15 protein-coding genes are annotated in these 16,917 nt (G+C 62.5%); 9 read left to right on the forward strand and 6 right to left on the reverse strand.

The window, feature by feature from the left end:
• Nucleotides 1–14: 14 nt before the first annotated feature.
• From ISX84_RS03925 to ISX84_RS03945, 5 genes are all read right to left on the reverse strand, one after another.
• Nucleotides 15–2,099 (reverse strand): alpha-galactosidase, encoded by a 2,085-nt coding sequence (locus ISX84_RS03925; protein WP_195819000.1) that lies wholly within the window; start codon nt 2,097–2,099, stop codon nt 15–17.
• A complete protein-coding gene (locus ISX84_RS03930; protein ID WP_195819001.1) occupies nt 2,096–2,944 on the reverse strand; it encodes a carbohydrate ABC transporter permease in 849 nt (282 codons plus the stop codon). Before ISX84_RS03930 ends, ISX84_RS03925 begins: the two co-directional genes overlap by 4 nt.
• 1 nt (nt 2,945) lies before the next feature.
• Nucleotides 2,946–3,314: an MmcQ/YjbR family DNA-binding protein gene (locus ISX84_RS03935; protein WP_195819002.1), complete on the reverse strand. Its 369-nt coding sequence runs from the start codon at nt 3,312–3,314 to the stop codon at nt 2,946–2,948.
• Nucleotides 3,311–4,237, reverse strand: coding sequence for a carbohydrate ABC transporter permease (locus ISX84_RS03940; RefSeq protein ID WP_195819003.1), 927 nt, complete (start codon nt 4,235–4,237; stop codon nt 3,311–3,313). The genes ISX84_RS03935 and ISX84_RS03940 overlap by 4 nt, the downstream gene beginning before the upstream one ends.
• A gap of 151 nt (nt 4,238–4,388) precedes the next feature.
• The gene (locus ISX84_RS03945; RefSeq protein WP_195819004.1) at nt 4,389–5,645 is read right to left on the reverse strand and encodes an ABC transporter substrate-binding protein; all 1,257 of its coding nucleotides are present in this window, start codon (nt 5,643–5,645) and stop codon (nt 4,389–4,391) included.
• Between the two features lie 245 nt (nt 5,646–5,890).
• Between ISX84_RS03945 and ISX84_RS03950 the strand changes: the two genes are divergently transcribed.
• From ISX84_RS03950 to ISX84_RS03990, 9 genes are all read left to right on the forward strand, one after another.
• A complete protein-coding gene (locus ISX84_RS03950; RefSeq protein WP_195819005.1) occupies nt 5,891–6,682 on the forward strand; it encodes an IclR family transcriptional regulator in 792 nt (263 codons plus the stop codon).
• Nucleotides 6,683–6,686: 4 nt separating this feature from the next.
• Entirely contained in the window at nt 6,687–7,745 is a 1,059-nt protein-coding gene (locus tag ISX84_RS03955) for an ABC transporter ATP-binding protein (RefSeq protein WP_195819006.1), read from the forward strand.
• 157 nt (nt 7,746–7,902) lie between these two features.
• Nucleotides 7,903–8,745, forward strand: a complete 843-nt coding sequence (locus ISX84_RS03960) for a delta-class carbonic anhydrase (RefSeq protein ID WP_195819007.1) — start codon at nt 7,903–7,905, stop codon at nt 8,743–8,745.
• 356 nt (nt 8,746–9,101) lie between these two features.
• A complete protein-coding gene (locus ISX84_RS03965; protein ID WP_195819008.1) occupies nt 9,102–10,250 on the forward strand; it encodes an ABC transporter substrate-binding protein in 1,149 nt (382 codons plus the stop codon).
• A gap of 3 nt (nt 10,251–10,253) precedes the next feature.
• The gene (locus ISX84_RS03970) at nt 10,254–10,970 is read left to right on the forward strand and encodes a 3-keto-5-aminohexanoate cleavage protein (protein WP_195819009.1); all 717 of its coding nucleotides are present in this window, start codon (nt 10,254–10,256) and stop codon (nt 10,968–10,970) included.
• Entirely contained in the window at nt 10,967–11,884 is a 918-nt protein-coding gene (locus tag ISX84_RS03975) for a branched-chain amino acid ABC transporter permease (RefSeq protein WP_195819010.1), read from the forward strand. The genes ISX84_RS03970 and ISX84_RS03975 overlap by 4 nt, the downstream gene beginning before the upstream one ends.
• Nucleotide 11,885: 1 nt before the next feature.
• A complete protein-coding gene (locus ISX84_RS03980) occupies nt 11,886–12,869 on the forward strand; it encodes a branched-chain amino acid ABC transporter permease (RefSeq protein WP_195819011.1) in 984 nt (327 codons plus the stop codon).
• Nucleotides 12,862–13,617 carry an ABC transporter ATP-binding protein gene (locus tag ISX84_RS03985; RefSeq protein WP_195819012.1) on the forward strand — a complete coding sequence of 252 codons (756 nt, stop codon included), beginning with the start codon at nt 12,862–12,864 and terminating at the stop codon, nt 13,615–13,617. Before ISX84_RS03980 ends, ISX84_RS03985 begins: the two co-directional genes overlap by 8 nt.
• The gene (locus tag ISX84_RS03990) at nt 13,614–14,303 is read left to right on the forward strand and encodes an ABC transporter ATP-binding protein (protein WP_195819013.1); all 690 of its coding nucleotides are present in this window, start codon (nt 13,614–13,616) and stop codon (nt 14,301–14,303) included. The genes ISX84_RS03985 and ISX84_RS03990 overlap by 4 nt, the downstream gene beginning before the upstream one ends.
• 550 nt (nt 14,304–14,853) lie before the next feature.
• Here ISX84_RS03990 and ISX84_RS03995 read toward each other — a convergent pair.
• Nucleotides 14,854–16,887, reverse strand: coding sequence for a PhoX family protein (locus ISX84_RS03995; protein WP_195819014.1), 2,034 nt, complete (start codon nt 16,885–16,887; stop codon nt 14,854–14,856).
• Nucleotides 16,888–16,917: the final 30 nt, after the last annotated feature.

Consider the following 16,917-nt stretch of genomic DNA (forward strand, 5'->3'; position numbering starts at 1 on the left):
CGCGTGCGAAAGGGTCATAGCCGTTTTCCTTCCAGCACCCATAGGGTTTCAGGATAGCTCCAGGGCAGGGCGATCCCATTGTGCATGAGGGCCGCCCCGGTCAGCGTGAGCGGCCCTTGTTTCAGAGCCGGGCTGCCGCGCGACAGTTCGGTGGCCTCATGCCGGTTGCGCAGGCTGATCTCGTAGCGCGCCTCCGGGTCCAGCCGCGTGAGCCGCAGGGGGCGTGGCGCGATCTGGCGCGAGGTGCCGGACTTGCCTGCAAATATCACGAACTGGCTGCCGTCACGGGTCATCTGCTGCTCAGCAATCATCGCAGTGTCGGTCGCATCCAGCCGTAGGATATCCGCGCCATACATCCAGTCGCGATTGGCCTTCCACCAGCTGGTCACATCGCGCAGCACCTCTGCCTCATGCTCGGTCAGCTCGCGCGGGTCCATCTCGAACCCCAGATGTCTTTGTGCCGCCACCCAGGCGCGGAAGGAGATGTCGAGGATGCGCCCCGAGGTGTGGCACTTGCGCGGGCCAACATGGCTGCCAGTCACGGCAGCGGGCAGGAAGAGCGCGGCGTTGTGCTGCATCTGCAGCCGCTCCAGCGCATCATTGCTGTCGCTCAGCCAGACGCGCTGGGTGCGGCTGAGTATGCCGAAGTCGATGCGCCCGCCGCCCGAGGCGCAGCTTTCAATCTCCACATCCGGAAAATCGGCGCGCAGCCGGTCGATCAGCGCATAAGACCCCCGCGTCTGCGCTGCGTCCGGTGCTGGCAGCACGCGGTTGTGGTCCCATTTGATGTAGTCGATGGGATGCGCGCTCAGCAGGGCTGAGATCCGCTCATAGAGGAACTCGCGCACCTCCGCCAATCCCATATTCAGGGCCTTTTGCTGTCGCCCGAGGATCTGGTCTTCGGCCCCCAGCGCCCAGTCTGGATGCGCCCGGTGGATGTTGCTGTCAGGGTTGATCATCTCCGGCTCAAACCAGATGCCGAAGGCCATGCCTTCCGTGTGCACGTGCTCGATCAGCGGCCCCAGCCCGTCGGGATACTTGCGCGGGTCCACTTCCCAATCGGACAGCGAGGAGGTGTCATCGTCGCGTTGCCCGAACCAGCCGTCATCCAGCACGAAACGCTCTGCGCCAAGGTCAGCTGCCCGCGTGGCGATATCCTTCAGCACGTCGAGCTTGTGGTCGAAATAGACCGCTTCCCAGCAGTTATAGTGCACTGGGCGCGGGCGTCCGGGGCGTGTCCAAGTCACGATGCGGTCGCGCAGGTGCCGCTGGAAGGACACCGCGCAGCCGTTGAACCCATCTGAGGAGTAGACCGCATAGAGCGGCGCCGTGCGGAACTCGGTGCTCGGCGCTGTTTCCATGCGTGCAGCATGGCCAAACTGGATCTGGCGGCGGCCATCGGGCAGCTCTTCCGCGATCATCCGGTGTCCGCCGGACCAGCCGTAGTGAAAGGCAAAGGCCTCACCGCTGGCATTGGTGGCACCCCGGCAGGGCACGATCAGCCCGGGGAAATGCTCATGCCCGGTGCGGCCCGTGCGGTTTTCGCGGTAGCGGATGCCGGGGGACCAGGCCGTGCGGTTGAGCTGAAACTCCCCACACCAGCGGCCCGCCACGTCGATCATCTCATCCGACTGCTGCGGCGCGGGCAGCACGGGCGCGGCCAGCCAGTGCAGGTGCAAGGGTCGGTCGGAATTCACCCGTGCGGAGAGCGCAATCACATGGGTGTCCGGGTCCAACACGAACTCTGCCGTATAGGTCAGCCGGTTCCGGGCATCCTCGCAAATCACGGTCAGCTGCTGCCCGGCCTCGACCACCTCGCGCAGCTTGAACGCGGGCAAAAGCGGCGCACCATCGCTGTCGCGCACGATCAACCCGGGCTGGCCGGGGAAGGTGCGCGATGCTTCCGGGCAGATCGACAGATCCGGGTTCTCGTCCAGCATCCCGCCGGTGACGTCGAGCGTCACAGCGGCTGCCAGTTGCGCCAGATCCTCCCCCTCAGGCAGCGGCGGCCCCCAGTAGATCACCTGGAGGCAGCGTCCGCCTGTGGAGGCAAGGACCAAGGTCTGGCGATCATCGTCCAGACGCCAGTGTGTTGTCACTTTACGGCCCCCAGGGTCAGACCTGCGATGAAGTGCTTCTGCATCAGGAAGAACATCAGCACCGGGGGCAGGGCAGCCACAATCGAGCCCGCGCTCATCAGATGATAGGCGGCGCGGAACTGCGCGTTGAAGCTGGTGATGCCGGCGGTGACCGGCTGGCTTTCCGGCCCCTGGGTCAAGACCACGGCCCAGAAGTAATCGTTCCAGATGAAGGTGAAGATCAGCACCGACAGCGCCGCAATCGCGGGCTTCATCAGCGGGATCACCACATACCAGAAGATCTTCCACTCTGCGATGCCTTCCACGCGCGCCGCCTCGACCAACTCGATGGGTAGAGCGCGGATAAAATTGCGCATGAAGAGCGTGCAGAACCCGGTCTGGAATGCGATGTGAAACAGCACCAGCCCGGTCTTGGTGTTGTAAAGCCCCATGTCGAGCGTCAGGTCCCGCACCGGCACCATCAGGATCTGGAAGGGCACAAAGTTGCCCGCCACAAACATGAAGAAGACCCAGATGTTCGACTTGAACTTGTAGATCCCCAGCGCAAAACCCGCGAGGCACGACAGCGCCACCGCTCCAATCACAGTCGGCACCGTGATCAGCACCGAATTCAGCATGTAGCGCGGCATGTCGGAGTTGAAGAACACTTGCCCATAGTTGTTGAACATCTCGAAAGACGACGGCAGGCCCCAGTAGTTGCCCTGGGTGAAATCCACCGCCGGTTTGACCGAAAAGACGGCCACGGCGATCAGCGGCAGCAGCCACATGACCAGCGCCAGGGGCAGCAGCGACTGATAGGTCAGTTGCCAGGAACGCGGGGTTTTTTCAATCGGTGTCGGGAACATCTCAGCACTCCTCCGGCAGGGGCGGCAGCGCGGCCTGCGCCTTCTTGGTCATGCCGCTGCGAATGGTTGTGTAGGAGACGGCAACGCGGTGCCTGGCTTCCTCCGGATCCAGCGTCGGTAGGTCCAGACGGACCCAGGCACCCCGGAAATAGGCGGGCTTTCCGGCGGCCCCGCTCTCGATCAGCATGCGTGCCATCTCGGTATCGGCGCAGCGCACCACCACGTGGTCATCATTCGTCGCGCGCTCTTCGGTGTGGCCAAAGCAGGCGAACATCTTGCCGCCGACCTTCCAGGCATCGAGCTCCCCCGGGCCGGACAGCACCGCGCCGGGATGCACCGCACAGAGGGTATCGAACTCGGGCCGGGTCATCGGCCTTTCTCCTCGGACCACATCGACCATAGGAAGTAGGCGATAAAGACCAGCATGATGAGGAAGAGCACAACGGCGATGGCCGCACCATAGCCCATGCGGAAGCCATATTCGCTGAGCGCTTTCTCGAACATGTAAAAGCTCAGCACCCGCGTCTGTCCGAACGGCCCACCGTTGGTCATGATCGAGATCAGGTCAAAGCTCCGCAGCGCGCCGATGATCGTCACAACAAAGGCGATGAAGGTCGCGGGCTTGAGCTGCGGAATGATGATGTACCACAGCATCTTCCAGCCCTTGGCTCCGTCCAGACGTCCCGCCTCGATCTGCTCGGGGTCCACGGCGTTGAGGCCGGTGAGATAGAGGATCATGCAATAGGCAGTCTGCGGCCAGAGGCCCGCGGCGATGATGCCATAGGTGGCCATCGTCGGGTCGCCCAGCACGTTGATCGGCCCCATCCCGACAAAGCCCAGGATGTTGTTCAGCAGTCCTTCATTGGGCAGGTAGAACCACGAAAAGACGAGGCCCACAACCACCTGCGACAGAACAAAGGGAAAGAAAAACAGCGACTTGTAGATGCGGATGCCGGTCACCGTCTGGTTCAGGAACAGTGCGATGAAAAGTCCGCCCGGGATCGCCAGCAGATAGAACAGCAGCCATTTGAGGTTGTTCCACAGCGAGACCTCGAAGGCTGAATCGTCCATCAGCTCCACGTAGTTGTCCATGCCGATGAACCGCGCCTCTCCCAACCCGTCCCAGTCGTAGAAGGAGATCGCGATCGACTGGTAGATCGGCCAGATGACGTAGAAGGCGAAGAACAGAATCGCAGGCGCCAGAAACAGCCAGGGCGTGACGGCAATCTCGTTGCGTTTGTACCAGCCGCGCTCGGATTTCGCGGGGGCGATTGTGGGGTCTATGGCTGTCATCGACGCATCTCCTCAGTCGTGCGATGCACGCAAGGGCGTGCGGGGCGGCACTTGCGGCGCATACGGCAACACAGGTCCGTGCTGGCGAATGGGTCGCAGGGTGGAAAGGCGGGATGGCCGGGCGTTTGGGAGCCGCCCGGCCAGTCGTTTGTTATTGGTAGACGCGTTCCTGCACCTTATCGAGGCGCTTGAGGATATCGTCGAGGTTGTCGGGGAAGACCATGAATTCCTGCAGACCCTGCATTGCTTCATTGGCCATTTCCGCCGGGAAGTCGCGGTCAAAGAACTGTGCCACGCCACCCGGAGAGTTTTCGGACAACATCGCGAAGCCTTCGTTGAGGAACTTGTCGTCATCCACGGCCGATTTCGAGTTCACCGGCAGCTGCCCGAGGTTTTCACCGTTGTTAATCTCGGTCTGAACACTGGCCGACACCACGTGGCGCAGGAACTCGCGCGCCGCTTCCTTGTTCGACGCATTGGCCGGGATGTGGAAGGTGTCGGTGGGCGCATCTTCGGCCAGCTCGATGCCGGGCGTGATTTCAGGGAACTGGTAGAAGTCCAACTTGCTGTCATCAAGACCCGCTTCGCGCAGCGGCGCCACGGCAAAGTTGCCTTTCAGGATCGCAGCGGCCTCGCCGTTCACCAGGAAGGGCAGCGATTCCTGCCAGGAGTAGTTCTGGTGGTTGTCGACAAAGGCGCCCATGTCGATCAGCTCGCGCCAGTTGGCGAAGGTCTGCTTGACGCGGTCATCCGTCCATTTGACTTGGCCCTGGGCCAATTCCATATGGAAATCAAAGCCATGCGTCCGCATGTTCAGGTAGTCGAACCAGCCGCCAGCGGTCCAGAGAAACTTGGTGCCGATGGTGTAGCACTTGCGCCCCGAATCGAGGATTGTCTGACAGTTGGACTTCATCTCGTCGAAGTTGGCAGGCTCGCTCAGGCCCAGTTCGTCATAGATGTCTTTGCGGTAGTAAACGCCCCACTGGTAGTAGGTATAGGCCACGCCCCACTGCTTGCCGTCGATGGTCATCGCCCCCTTGGTCGAGGCCAGCGCTTCGGCGATCTCGGGCTCTTCCCAGAGGTCCGAGACGTCTTCAAAAAGTCCCGCGTTCACGAAGGGCGTCATCCGGTTTGCCGCGTACCATGTGGCCACGTCAGGCGAATCCGCGGTCAGGAAGTTGCGAATCTGCGTCTTATACGCGTCGCGATCAATGATCGTGGTTTCGATGGCCAGATCGGGGTGCAGGGCCTGGAAGTCCGCAATCATCGCTTCCATGGTCGCACGCGGCGCCGGGTTCGATGTGTCGAGGAAAATTTTCAGGTCGCCCGTCAGCTCTGCCGAAGCCGCGCCGGCAAGCATTGTTGACCCCGCCAATGCCATAAGCATTGTCTTGGTGGTGAAACGCATGGTGTCCTCCCTAAGGTACGTTTGCGATTTTTGTCCCCCCGATCCCGCCTGAATGAAGTTTCATTATTTGGAACCAAGTTTTATATATTGAAAACTACAGCGCAATCTGCTTAGCCTGTCAACAGTGTTCTTCGGGAAACTGAAGACACAGCGCAGCCTGCAAGGAGGCGGAAGGCATCGCAAGCCACTGGTTTGCAAATGATTTTCCGAAATGCAGGGGGTTCGCGCATCACGGGAGGAGACCCATGTCCGGCGACGGCACGGTTGGCAAAGCGTTAGATGTTCTGGATCAGGTGGCCGCCTACGGCCAGCCTGTGCGCTTCGCGACTCTGCTGGCTGAGAGCGATTTTCCCAAGGCGACGCTCTACCGTTTTCTCCAGACCCTCACGAATCAGGGCATGCTGGAATACGACCCGGACCGGCAGACCTATGCGCTTGGTGTGCGGCTCGTGCGGTTGGCGCATGCGGCCTGGACGCAAAGCTCGCTGGCGCCCATTGCGCGGCCCTTCCTTGACCAGCTCAGCGCCGAGACCGGGCAGACGGTGCACCTGGCGCAGCTCGACAATGCCCAGGTGCTCTATGTCGACAAGCGCAACGCGGCCCAGCCGGTGGAGATGTTTTCGGACGCGGGCAAGGTCGGCCCGGCCTATTGCACCGGCGTCGGCAAGGCGATGCTGGCCTTCCTGCCCGAGGAGCATCTGGAGCGGGTGATTGCCCAACAGAGTTTTCATCGATTTACCGACCATACCTACACGACACGCGAGGCGCTCTGCGCGGAACTCGCGGCGATTCGCACCCGCGGCTACGCCTTTGACCGCGAAGAGCATGAACCGGGCATCATCTGCATCGCGCACCCGATCCTGACGGGCACCGGCCGCGTGCTGGGGGCGATGTCGATCACCGGCTCACTGCAAGCCACCGATTTCACACAACTGGAAAGCTGGGCCCCGCGTCTGGCGCGCACGGCTCACACCATTGCGCAAGAGGCTCAGGCCTGGCGCTTTCCGGACACACATCTTCAACACACAGGGACCTAAGATTATGACAGGTGTTACGCTGAACCAGGCCATCAAACGTTACGGCGACGTGCAGGTGATTCATGGCATCGATCTGCAGATCGAGGATGGCGAATTCTGCGTCTTTGTGGGTCCCTCGGGTTGTGGCAAATCCACCCTGCTGCGGATGATCGCGGGTCTGGAGGAGACCACCGAGGGCAAGATGCACATCGGCCCGCGCGAGGTCACCCATATGGACCCGTCAGAGCGGGGCGTGGCCATGGTGTTCCAGACCTACGCGCTTTATCCGCATATGTCGGTCAAGGACAACATGGGGTTCGGGCTGAAGATGAACGGCGTGCCCAAGGCCGAGATCGACGACAAGGTGCAGAAGGCCTCCGATATCCTGAAGCTCGACCAGTATCTGGATCGCAAGCCCAAGGCCCTCTCCGGTGGTCAGCGCCAGCGTGTGGCGATTGGCCGGGCCATCGTACGCGGGCCGGAAGTGTTCCTCTTTGACGAGCCGCTCTCGAACCTTGATGCCGAGCTGCGGGTCGAAATGCGGGTGGAAATCGCCCGTCTGCACAAGGAAATCGGCGCCACGATGATCTACGTGACCCACGATCAGGTCGAGGCGATGACGCTGGCCGACAAGATCGTGGTGCTGCGGCTGGGCAAGATCGAGCAGGTGGGCGCGCCACTGGAGCTCTACCGGAACCCCGACAATAAATTCGTGGCCGGATTCATAGGCTCGCCCGCGATGAATTTCCTGAATGGCACCGTGGTTGAAGGCGGTGTCGAAGTGCCTGGATTGGGCCGTACCGTTGCGGTCGAGGCCAATCTGCCTGCTGTCGGCACCGCCGTGACGCTGGGCGTTCGGCCCGAGCATCTTGAGGTGCAGATGGGGCAGGGCGCTTTAAAGGCAGAACTCTCCGAAGCGCTCGGAGGGGTCAGCTATCTGCACCTCGACACGCCCACGGGCGAGCGGATCATCGTAGAGGAGCGCGGAGACGAACGCGCGAGCGAGGGCGATACCGTCGACGTGACCTTCGAGACCCGCCGCGCCATGGTCTTTGACGCCAAGACCGAAGCCCGCATTCGCTGAGGCTGCGGCAGGTCCGGGCGCGGGCCATCAGGCCTGCGGGACCACCCTGTGCGCGGGGCAGCGGATTTGACATCGGCGGCCCTTATTCGGGCGGCACGCGCTTCCTATATCAGAGGTTGCATCGGGCTCACGCCATCAATCCAACAGGAGGAATTATATGAAATCTGCGCTCACCCTTGCCCTGTCCCTGTCGGCGATCACCGCCGGCGCCGCCATCGCCGCCGAGGCGACCGACGAAGACATCGCAGCACAACGGGCAGCCCTCGCGGCGGCCACAGAAGGGGCGGGTTTCGGGCCACAATCCCCGCGTGACCTCAGCGTTGTGACGGGCGACAATACCCGTGTGTTCGCCAAGGCCCCGGCGCATACGGAGATGAACCTCTGCAACATCCATTTTCACGAAAACGCCGAGCATAAGGGCGGCCAGTTCACGACCTATGCGGGCAACGGCGATGGCAAGGGCGCGGGCACCGGGTTCAAATATGACGGCACCCTGACGGAGGCGGAACTGGCGCCCTACGACGGCACTGTCGGGGCGGGTAAATACGGCGACCTGCAGCCCGGTGACACCATCGAGTTGCATTACGTGCACACGACCGCGCAGGTGACCCCGGGGCCGACCCTTGGGGCCTGCCTCAGCGAGGCGATTGCCAACCCCCAACTGCGGGTCGAAGCGCAGGTCTTTGTTCTGGTGAACGATGATGCCGCGCTCGATTTCACCCAAGCCGCGCGGGTCGAGGTTGTGGATGGCCTGCATCAGGCGCCGGGCATTCCCACCGACACCGGCACGCCGATCCTGTATCCGGGTTCGACCACCGGCCCCAGCTTCAACGAGGCGGGTTCCCCGTTGCAGGTGACGTGGAGCGTGCGGCCCGAGGTGGCCAAGGTATCGATCCGCTCGGTCGAGGCATGGCTTGCCGACAATGTCTTTGACGAGGATCACGCCCATGGTGTCCGCAATCTGGTTGTGAACCCTGCGCTCCTGTCTCCGATCAACTGAACTTTGAAAAATCGCTTTAAGACAGGTATCTAAGGCCCAAAGCTAATCTTGCCCCGTACTCTTCGCGCACGGGGCAAGATGCTGTTTGGATCAATCGGTGTCTTCCAAGGCAGGGGACACCAAACGCCTCAGAATTGATCAGCCTGGCCAAAACTACTTCAAGGTTGAAATATTTGTTCTTGAAATAAATGCGCGCCCCGCTTAGCCTTTTCGCAAGGTGGCAGCGGGTGCGCCTGTTTTTACGGTCGCTTCTGCATCTGCCCGATGGACAAATCCGCCTGTGATGTTCCACAGTCCGGCACATCGACATGCAATAGGGCACGCCAAGAGGCCCTTCAATAAACGGGAGTGTATAGATGCAATTCAAATCACTGATCCTCGCGGCGGGGCTGACAGCATTGGCCAGCGCCGGTTTTGCGGATGGACATGCGGGCAAGGTCAAGGTCGGCATGATCACCACGCTGTCGGGCGGGGGCGCGGGCCTCGGCATCGACGTGCGGGACGGGTTCATGCTGGCGGCCAAGATGGCGGGCAACGACAAGCTGGAGGTCGTGATCGAAGACGACCAGCGCAAGCCCGAGATCGCCGTGCAACTGGCCGACAAGATGATCCAGTCCGAGAAGGTGGACATCATGACCGGCATCATCTGGTCTAACCTCGCCATGGCCGTGGTGCCAGCGGCCACCGCGCAGGGCAAGTTCTACATCTCACCCAATGCGGGGCCTTCGGCGCTGGCGGGCAAGGGGTGTCACCCGCTCTATTTCAACGTGGCCTGGCAGAACGACAACCTGCATGAGGCAGCGGGGGCCTACGCCAATGACGCAGGCTACACCAACAGCTTCATTCTGGCGCCGAACTACCCCGCGGGGCAGGACGCGCTGACCGGATACAAGCGCATGTATGGCGGCGAACTGGCGGGCGAGATCTACACCAAGCTGGGCCAGACCGATTATGCCGCCGAGATCGCGCAGATCCGGGCCTCCGGGGCGGATAGCGTGTTCTTCTTCCTGCCGGGTGGCATGGGCATCTCCTTCCTCAAGCAATATGCGGGCTCCGGCGTGGACCTGCCGGTTGTCGGCCCCGCCTTCAGCTTTGACCAGGGTATCCTGCAGGCGGTGGGCAATGCAGCCCTTGGCGTGAAGAACACCAGCCAGTGGAACAAGGATCTCGACAGCCCGGCCAACGCGGCCTTTGTCGATGCATTTCAGGCCGAATATGGTCGGCTGCCCTCGCTCTACGCCAGCCAGGGGTATGACGCGGCGAACCTCATTCTCAGCGCCATGGACAAGGCGGATGTGAAAGACGCCGATGCCTTCCGCGCGGCCCTGGCGGCAGCGGAATTCGATTCTGTGCGCGGCGACTTCACCTTCGGCACCAACCAGCACCCGGTGCAGGACTACTACGTGCGCGAGGTGATTAAGGAGGGCGATGTCTTCACCAACAAAATCATCTCTGCCAGCCTGACCGACCACGTCGATGCCTACGCCGCCGAGTGCAGCTACTGAGCGATGCTGCAAGCCTGCCTGAACGGAAATGCCAGCGGGGCGGGCGTGCCGGTCACGCCTGCCGCGCTGGCGGCGGATGCGGCTGTCGCCCGCGATCTGGGGGTGCGCCACCTGCATGTGCATCCTCGTGATGCGGATGGGGCGGAAACGCTGCAGCAGGGTCCGACCGATGCCGCCATTGCCGCCTGCCGGAAGGCCGCGCCGGATATGTCTGTCGGCATCGGTACCGGCACCTGGATTGCGCCGGGTCCAAAGGGGCGCATGGACGACCTGGCGGGGTGGCGGTCGCCGCCGGATTACGTGTCGGTCAATCTCAACGAGCCCGATGCGCCGGAGGTCATGGCGCTGACGACCCGTTGTGGGATCGGGGTGGAGGCCGGGATCTGGAGCGACGCGGATGCCGCGCGTTTCTGCGCGCTGGACCTGCCGCCACAAACCCGGATCCTGATCGAAATGCCGGACGCGGGGGACGTGGATTTGGAAATCGACCGTATCCGCGCCCGGCTCAGCACTGCGGGCCGGACCGAAGCTGTCCTGCTACATGGCGAGGGGGTTTCTGCCTGGCCCTGCTTGCGCCGTGCGGCGCAAGAGGGTCTCTCCTCACGGATCGGTTTTGAGGATTGCGACCACCTCCCCGATGGCACGCCCGCCGGCGACAACGCCTCCCTGATCTCGGCAGCGGCGCAGATTTTCCGCGACGCCGGGCGTCCGCTCGCATGAGCACGCTGCTGCTGATCGAGCAGGTCCTGAACGGGCTGCAATTCGGTGTAATGCTGTTCCTCATGGCCGCGGGGCTGACTTTGATCTTTGGCGTCATGGGGCTGATCAACCTCGCGCATGGTTCGCTTTACATGGTGGGCGCCTTTGCAGCCGCAGCCGTGGCTGGGGCCACCGGGTCGTTTGTGCTGGCCCTCATCGCCAGCCTGATCGCCGCCGCGGCTGCCGGGGCGATCATTGAACTTGTGGTGATCCGCAGGCTCTATGACCGCGACCACCTTGATCAGGTGCTCGCCACCTTTGCGCTGATCCTGATCTTTTCCGAAGGCACGCGCTGGGTTTTCGGGTCCTTTCCGCTTTTTCTCGACATCCCCGATTTGCTTGCCGGTCCGGTGACGCTGCCCGGCGGCATTCAATATCCCGCTTACCGCCTGCTGATCATCGCCATCGGGCTTCTGGTCGCCTTTGGGCTGTTCCAGCTCATCGCGCGCACCCGCATAGGTATTCAGATCCGCGCGGGTGAGAGCGACCGCGAGATGATCGCAGCACTTGGCGTCGATATCTCCAAACTCTACACGCTGGTCTTTGCCCTCGGCGCGGCCCTTGCCGGTCTGGCCGGAGCCCTGGTGGGGGCGATCCAGTCGGTGCAGGTGGGCATGGGAGAGCCGGTGCTGATCCTCGCCTTTGTGGTGATCGTCATCGGCGGCATCGGCTCCATCAAGGGCGCGCTGGTAGGCGCCTTGCTGGTGGGGCTCACCGACACATTGGGCGGCGTGCTGCTGCCGGGCTTTTTCGGCACCTTCATGGAACCATCGGCGGCTACTGCCGTCGGCTCCTCTCTGGCATCGATGTCGATCTACATTCTGATGGCGGGGGTGCTGCTCTTCAAACCCACCGGCCTGTACGGGAGCGCCTGAGATGTCCCGCGCCACCCTCCTCAACACGGCCCTCTTTCTGATGTTGCCGATCACCGCGCTGGCGGCACTGCTGCTCGATGAACCCTTTATCATCACGCTCGCCACCAAGGTGGCAATCCTCGCGCTTGCGGGCGTCGGCCTCAACATCGCACTCGGTCTCGGCGGTCTGGTCAGCCTTGGTCATGCCGCGTTTTTCGGCATCGGCGGTTATGCCATGGGCATCCTTGCGCACCATGCCCAGACCTTCACCCCGTTGATGGAGGCGCCCTTCCTCCTCGACGGCACCAAATCCATGCCGGTGATCTGGCTGGTGGCGGTGATCGCAGGCGCATGCGCCGCGCTGCTGATTGGCGCGCTCAGCCTGCGCACCTCCGGCGTCTATTTCATCATGATCACGCTCGCCTTTGGCCAGATGCTCTATTACTTCGCGATCAGCTGGCCCGCTTATGGGGGGGAAGACGGGTTGTCGATCTATGTCCGCAACGGGTTCCCGGGGCTGAACACGCTCGATCCGATCCAATTCTTTGCGCTGTGCTTTGCCCTGCTGGCCCTTGTGCTTTTCTGCGCGGGCAGGCTTGCGGCCGCGCCCTTTGGGCTGGCGCTGTCCGCCGCGCGTCAGAACCCCGAGCGGGTGGAAACGGTTGGCCTGTCGCCCTACAGGCTGCGCCTGCTGGCCTTTGTGATCTCAGGCGCAATCACGGCCCTTGCGGGCGCGCTCTTTGCCGATCTCAACCGATTTGTCAGCCCGACGATGCTCAGCTGGCAGATGTCGGGTGAGATCATGATTTTCGTCATTCTCGGCGGTGTGGGGCGGCTCTTTGGCCCCGTTGCGGGGGCGGCGCTCTTCATCCTGCTGGAACATGTTTTGGGGGGCCTGAGCGATTTCTGGCACGTCTACCTGGGCATATTGCTGCTGCTGGTCGTGCTCTTTGCGCGCGGCGGCATGATCGGGTCGCTGGCCGGACGGGAGGTAGCCCATGACTGAGCCGCTGCTGCAGATCAAATCCCTCAACAAATCCTTTGGCGCACTCACGGCCACGGATGATGTCTCACTCACCTTACACCCCGGCGAAATTCACGCCCTGATCGGGCCCAATGGCGCGGGGAAATCGACCCTGATCAAGCAGGTGGCGGGCGGGCTGCAGCCCAATTCCGGTGAAATCTGGTTTGACGGGCGCAATGTCACCGGGCTCAGCACCGTGGCCCGCGCGCGCGCCGGGCTGGGCCGCACTTTCCAGATCTCCTCTTTGGCGATGGAATACACCGTCCTGCAAAACGCGGTTCTGGGCGCGGTGGGGCACAGCGGTGCGGTCTGGCGGTTTTTCACCCCGGTCATGCGGAATGCTAAGCTGCGCGCGGCGGCGATGGCCGCGCTGGAACGGGTCGGGCTGGTGGAACATGCCGCCAAACGCACCGCCGATCTCAGCCACGGGCAGCGCCGCCTGCTGGAGGTGGCCGTGGCATTGACCCTGCAGCCGCGCGTGTTCCTGATGGATGAGCCGATGGCCGGGCTGGGGGCCAGCGGATCAAAGCGGCTGACGGGATTTCTGGATGGGCTGCGCAGCGAGGCGCCGATCCTGCTGGTCGAACACGACATGGACGCGGTCTTTGCGCTTGCGGATCGCATCTCGGTGCTGGTCTACGGCAAGGTCATCGCCACCGGCACGGCGGAAGAAATCAAGTCCGACCCCGCCGTGCGCGAGGCCTATCTGGGCGAGGAGGAGGCCGCATGAGTTTCCTCACGCTGGATGGGGTCGAAGCTTTTTATGGCCCGTCGCAGGCGCTTTTTGGCGTCAACCTGTCATTGGCCGAAGGCGAGGTTTGCGCGCTCATGGGCCGCAACGGCATGGGCAAATCCTCCACCATCAAGGTGATCTGCCGCCTGCTGAAACACAGCGCCGGGCATCTGGCCTTCGACGGGCGGGACATGGCGGCGGTGCCCCCGCATAAGGCGGCGCGCGCAGGTCTGGGGTTGGTGCCCGAGGGGCGGCGCTGCTTTCCCAACCTCACCGTGCGCGAAAACCTGATTGCGGCGGCACGTCCAGGGCATTGGGATTTTGATCAGGTCGCCCGCCTGTTCCCGCGTCTGGCGGAGCGTCAAGACCAGTCCGCCGCTTCGCTCTCGGGCGGAGAGCAGCAGATGCTGTCCATTGGTCGCGCGCTGATGACGAACCCGCGGCTTTTGTTGCTGGATGAGGCGACGGAAGGGCTCGCGCCCGTCGTGCGGCAGGAAATCTGGGCGGCTGTGCGGCAGCTGAAATCGGGCACTGGCATGGCGATCCTTTTGGTCGATAAGTCGCTGGCCGAGTTGCATCAGGTGGCCGACAGCGCGGTGATCCTGGAGCGCGGGGCGACGGTCTGGTCCGGGGCGATGGCTGAGATCACCCCTGCGGTGGCCGATCAGTTTCTGGGCGTCTGAGCCTCGGCCCTACAACCTGCAAGGGCAGAGACCACGCGGGTCAGCGTCCGCATCACCTGATTTCCCAGAACCATTTGAACCCACGGTGACACAAGGGTTGCGCGAAGGGTGCCGCGCTCCGGGGTATCGGTTTTTTTGCCGTGCGGGCGGGTGACCCTGAAAACGACCCTAAGGTCACCGATTTCCAACGGAACATGCAACAACGAGCCGCCTGTGACAGGCCCGCCATCGTCTTTCATCGTGGCTACCGCTTTTCCAAGGCATGATTTGGCGCTGCCACCCTTGGCGGGCAGCCTTTCAGAGGATCGCCGGGCGCTTATCAATTGTGCAGGGCCAAGAGTGATCGGTGCGCGGGCACAATGATAGGGCTAGTGGAACGAAACCTTCGGACGGAAGTTGGTAAGATGAAGGGAAAATATATATTATTATCAATTTCTTACAGGTATTAATTAATGTGAACGTGCCGCGTCCGCCGAAGAGCCGCGACAGAATAAAGGCCCCGCGGGGGGACTGCGGGGCCTTACATTGTCTGAAATGACTTTAACAATCGTTAGATGGCGATTTTACCGCCACCCTGTTTGGTCACCACGACAACCGACGGACGCGGCGGCATGGATGGGTCGAAGTCGGGCCAGCGTGTCGCTGGATCCTCAAACGTGGAATTCCGTTCGAAGCCTTTGAAGTCCTTGGTCCCGTCCGTGCCGGGGTGCTGAACCGCGAGGAACAGCGTCTCGCCGCTGTCGTGGAAGTAGGGACCGCAGAGCTCGCCCCCCACAGGGCAGCGGAAGAAGAGCTTGGAGTGCCCGCGCAGGTCTCCGTCCGTCTCCAGCGAATACAACCCGTCGGATTTGCCGGTCTTGCCCCAGCCGGAGCCCTGATCGGTCGAGATCCAGAGACGGCCATCCGCGTCGAACGCGCAGTTGTCGGGGGACCCGAACCAGCCGTTTTCGGAGGTTTCCGGGTTCCACTGTGCGCCGACCTCTTCGATGGTCGGATCGCCGCATTTCACCAGGATCGACCAGGTGCCCGTGGTGGCCGCGTGGTCTCCGCCGTCCTCTTTGATCTCGATGATGTGACCAAAGGAGGACTCGGGCCGCGGGTTGGCCGCGTTCACCTGATCGGCTGTCCGACGGGTGTTGTTGGTCAGCATGATATAGGCGGTGCCGTTCGGGCCCGGCTGCGCGTCCTCGGGGCGGTCCATCGGCGTCGCACCCAACAGGTCGGCGGCAATGCGGGTGTCGATCATCACATCCGCCTGGCTGTTGAACCCGTTCTCCGCCGTCAACGGGCCTTCCCCATGCACCAGAGGCAGCCATGCCACGGTGCCATCCGCGTCGAACCGTGCCACGTATAGCGTGCCGTCGGACATCAGCGGGCTGCCGAACACAGCGTTTTCATCCGTCACCGTGCCGCCAGAGACGTATTTGTATTGGTAGTCAAAGCGGTTGTCGTCGCCCGAGTAGATCACCAGCTTGCCGCTTGACGAAATGGTGGTTTCCGCGCCTTCGTGACGGAAGCGGCCAAGCGCCGTGTGTTTGATCGGTGCCGCATCGGGGTTGCGCGGGTCGACCTCGACAATCCAGCCCCAGCGGTTGGGCTCATTCGGTTCCTTGTCGATGTTCCAGCGGTCGTGGTACTGGCCCCATGCGTACCAGCGGCCCGGCACGCCGTAACGCTTCATATTGGCGGCTTCCGGCTGGGCGGAAATGTCCGGCTTGTCCTCGCCGTCCACCACATCGGTCCAGAAATAGCCGTGGAAGTTCTCCTCGGCCATCAGATAGGTCCCCCAGGGCGTCATTCCGCCCGCACAGTTGTTCACCGTGCCAATCACCGTCATGCCTTCGGGGTCCGCGTTGGTCTTCATCCGGGTGTGACCGGCGGCGGGGCCGTCGATGGTCATCTCGGTATTCAGCGGCGTGATCCGGCGGTTGTATGCGCTGTCACGCACCAGTGCCCATTTGCCGTCGTCACCCTGCGCAATCTCGACTACCGAGCCGCCGTGCGCGGCCATCTCGATGTCGACCAATTCCTTGGTCATGCCGGTGAACCCATCGCGGTCCTGACGGCCGAGACCGGGGAACATGACCTCTTCGTTGGTGTACTCGTGGTTGACGCAGAGCAGCCCGCGCGTGCCTTCGTCATTCAGCGCGGTAAAGCCCACGTAGTCGTTGTTGTAGCCGAACTGCTGCAATTGCGCCTCGGCGGTCTGGTTCATCACGTCGAACTCGGGCGCATCGGCGGTGATCGGATCGCCCCAGCGCAGCAGGATATCGGCGTTGTACCCTTCGGCGATATGATGCTTTTCGTCGTTGCCCCAAGTCAGCTCTTCGAAGTTGTAGCGGCCCGTGGCATGGCCTGCGGCGGTCGCCTGCCGCGGCGCAATCATCGCTGACGTCCCAAAGAGCGCGGTTGTCGCAGACACGCCCAGCATGCCCTTGAGCATGTCGCGGCGGCCATAGCGGCTGTTGATCACATCGCCGATCGTGCGGCTCAGATTTGGGTTTGTCGGAATGTCGTCGTAGGCCTCATAGGCTTCCGCTTTGTTTCCGTGCTCCGGGTCATTGATGATATCTTTGCGGTTCATGTGCTTCCTCTGTCGGTGGCGTTATTGTGG

It is taken from the genome of Roseobacter sp. MH60115 (genome assembly GCF_015644665.1).
In the GTDB taxonomy this organism is placed as follows: domain Bacteria; phylum Pseudomonadota; class Alphaproteobacteria; order Rhodobacterales; family Rhodobacteraceae; genus Roseobacter.